We start from the raw sequence: 3,360 nt of genomic DNA on the forward strand, positions 1-3,360 counted from the left end.
GGCACCCCGGCAGCGATCGGCTATGCGCAGCAGAGCGGCATTCCGTTCGAACTGGGCATTATTCGCAACCACTATGTGGGCCGCACCTTCATCGAGCCGACCCAGCAGATCCGTGCCTTTGGCGTTCGCCTGAAGCATTCGGCCAACCGGGCCGAGATTGCCGGCAAGCGCGTGGTGCTGATCGACGACTCCATCGTGCGCGGGACGACCTCGGTTAAGATCGTGCAGATGATCCGCGATGCCGGCGCGACGGAAGTGCATATCCGGGTCGCAAGCCCGATGATCTTCCATTCGGACTATTATGGTATCGACACGCCGGATCCGGACAAGCTGCTGGCCAACCAATACCATGACATAGAGGCCATGTGCCGGTTCATCGGGGCGGACTCGCTGGCCTTCCTCAGCATCGACGGGCTCTATGAGGCCGTGGGTGGGGAGAAGCGCAACAATGCTGCGCCGCAGTTCACCGATCATTATTTCACCGGCGACTACCCTACCCTTCTCACCGACCTCAATGGTCGATCCAACAACGATCCCAAGCAGATTTCGCTGCTCAAGGAAGCGGGTTAATGACTGACAATACCGAACTGACCGGCAAGGTCGTGCTGGTCACTGGCGCGTCGCGTGGCATCGGCTATGCGGCGGCTGTCGAAGCAGCACGCCGTGGCGCGCATGTGATTGCCGTGGCCCGCACCGTGGGTGGTCTCGAAGAACTCGACGACGCTATTCAGGAAGTGGGCGGATCTTCGACGCTGGTGCCGCTTGATCTGCGCGATGGCGACGCCATCGACCGCCTGGGCGCAGCCATTTTCGAGCGTTGGGGCCATCTCGATGGTCTCGTCGCCAATGCCGGCCTGCTCGGCACACTGAGCCCGGTGCCGCACCTCAAGCCCGATGAGTTCGACAAGGTTTTTGCGCTCAACGTCACGGCCAATTACCGGCTGCTGCGCTCGCTCGACCTGTTGCTGCGCCAATCGGCAGCGGGCCGTGCCGTTTTCGTATCGTCGGCCGCCGCGCGCTCGGCAAAGCCCTATTGGGGCCTCTACGCCGCCAGCAAGGCCGCGCTCGATGCCATGGTGAAGGCCTATGCCGGCGAGATGAACACAACGACGGTGAAGACCAATGTCTTCTACCCCGGCGCCGTGCGTACCGCGATGCGCGCCAAGGCGATGCCGGGCGAAGACCCCGAAACGCTGCCGCAGCCGTCTGACGTTGCGCCGAAGCTCGTCGATCTCCTGAGCCCCAATGTGGCCGAGAATGGACGCCTGTTCGACGTGACCAAGGGCGCGTTCGAGGACCTCTGAAGTCCCGCCACATTCCAAGAAAAAGGCCCCGGATCGCTCCGGAGCCTTTTTTTTTCGTTATGCGCCCTCGCTCGGCAGGAGCGGGGACATCAGCACCTTGTCGATGCGGCGGCCATCGAGATCGATGACCTCGAAATGCCAGTTGTCGCGATCAAAACTCTCGCCGGTTCGCGGCAGGCGATTGAGCGCAGCAAGGATATAGCCGGCCACGGTTTCGTAGCGCGCATCCTTGGGCACCGAAATTTTGAAACGCTCGGAGAAGTCGTCGACGGGCATCCAGCCGGCGACGAGCCAGGAGCCATCCTGGCGCTCGACGATGGCCGGATCGTCGCCCGGCTCCTCGTTGTAGACGCCGGTGATGACTTCGAGCACATCGCCAAAGGTGACGATGCCTTCAAAGTGTCCGTATTCGTCGACGACGAGCACCATCTTGACGCTCGACTGGCGAATGGCTTCGACCACGTCGAGGGCGTCGGCGTGTTCCATGATCACCGGCAGCGGCTTGAGCAGACGGCGCAGGTCCGGCTGTTGGCCTGTTGCAAGGGCCGGCAGCAGGTCGGCCAGGACCAGGACGCCGAGGATGGAATCGGCATTGCCTTCCTGCACCAGCACCTGGGAGTGCGAGGTGGCGAGGATGATCTTGAGATTGGCCTCAAAACTGTCTTCCACATCGACGCAGACGACGTCGAGGCGAGGAGTCATGAGGCCGCGGGCCGAACGATCGGCGAGACGCATGACGCCCGAGATCATCGAGTGTTCTTCGGTCTCGAAGACACCGGCCGAGGTCGCCTCGGCGATGATGGTGCGGACCTCTTCTTCGGTCACCTGCTCTTCGTTCTGGCCGCTCTGGCCGAGAAGACGCAGCACCAGCTTGCCCGACACGTCGAGCAGCCAGACGATGGGCGAGCCGACGAGGGCAATGATGGCCATGGGCTGAGACACGGACGAGGCCACGGATTCTGGATTGCGCAGAGCGATCTGCTTGGGGACCAGCTCGCCGAGAATGAGCGAGGCATAGGTGATCACGACGACGACCAGGCCAACGCCGCCGACATCGGCGATATTGGCGGGCACGCCGATCTCGGCGAGCCAGACGCTGAGACGCGTGCCGAGGGTCGCGCCGGAAAACGCACCCGAAAGAATGCCGACGAGGGTGATACCGATCTGAACAGAGGAAAGAAACTTGCCCGGATCATCGGCCAGTTTCATTGCCGTGGCGGCACCCTTGTTTCCCTGGTCGGCCAGGACTTTGAGGCGCGCGGAGCGGGACGAAACAACGGCCAGTTCGGACATTGCCAAGGCGCCGTTCACAAGGATGAGAACGACGACGATGATGATTTCTGTAAGCAACAAAGTGCAAAGTTGGCACGCCGCGACCAATGGCGGGGTGCTACGACGTGCGCACTATAGGGCAAGGCTGGCCGATGTGAATAGGCCGATAGACTGATTTGACCGGGGGAAATTTTGGTGTTGCGGCGCAAGAATATCCGGCGAGCAGCAGGCGGGAGTCTATACACGCAAAATAAAATCCCGCTTTCGCGGGATTTTTCATGGCCTTCGTGATCAGCAGTACGCGGGCGCCCTGCCCCCGCGTCAGCTTTTCTTGTCGGCGTAGGGGTTCTTGCCGCCGCGCAGCCAGAGGCGGATCGGCGTGCCGGGCATGTCAAAACTCTCGCGTAGCCCGTTGGTCAGGTAGCGCTGATAGGACATGGGCACGGCTTCAGGGCGCGAGGCGAAGATGATAAAGCTCGGTGGCCGGGTCTTGGCCTGGGTCATGTAGCGCATCTTGAGGCGGCGACCGGAGACCGCCGGAGGCGGATGGCTCTCGGTCATGGCGGCGAGCCAGCGATTGAGGCGCGAGGTGGAAACGTGCGAGTTCCTGGTGCGCTCGACCTCGAAAATGGCCTGCATCAGCTTGTCGATATTGCGGCCGGTGAGGCCTGACAGGGTGACCAGCGGAATGCCGAGCACCTGCGGCAGCAGGCGTTCGCATTCGAGGCGCAGCTCGGCGAGCTTGGCGTTCTTGTCCTCGATCAGGTCCCATTTGTTGAGAGCG

2 protein-coding genes and 2 pseudogenes are annotated in these 3,360 nt (G+C 62.1%); 2 read left to right on the top strand and 2 right to left on the bottom strand.

Annotated elements, in window-relative coordinates:
* Positions 1-570: pseudogene (locus tag J0I64_RS03630) on the top strand (amidophosphoribosyltransferase); the annotation flags it as partial.
* On the top strand, positions 570-1,304 hold the full coding sequence (locus J0I64_RS03635; protein ID WP_291406255.1) for an SDR family NAD(P)-dependent oxidoreductase: 735 nt from the start codon (positions 570-572) through the stop codon (positions 1,302-1,304). The pseudogene J0I64_RS03630 and the gene J0I64_RS03635, both read left to right, overlap by 1 nt.
* Before the next feature lie 57 nt (positions 1,305-1,361).
* Here the strand turns inward: J0I64_RS03635 and J0I64_RS03640 are convergent, their stop codons facing one another.
* Entirely contained in the window at positions 1,362-2,639 is a 1,278-nt protein-coding gene (locus J0I64_RS03640; RefSeq protein ID WP_291406256.1) for a hemolysin family protein, read from the bottom strand.
* A gap of 258 nt (positions 2,640-2,897) precedes the next feature.
* Positions 2,898-3,360, bottom strand: a pseudogene (locus J0I64_RS03645) (ribosome biogenesis GTPase Der); the annotation flags it as partial.

Source organism: Devosia sp., from assembly GCF_017307565.1.
Classification (GTDB): Bacteria; Pseudomonadota; Alphaproteobacteria; order Rhizobiales; family Devosiaceae; genus Devosia.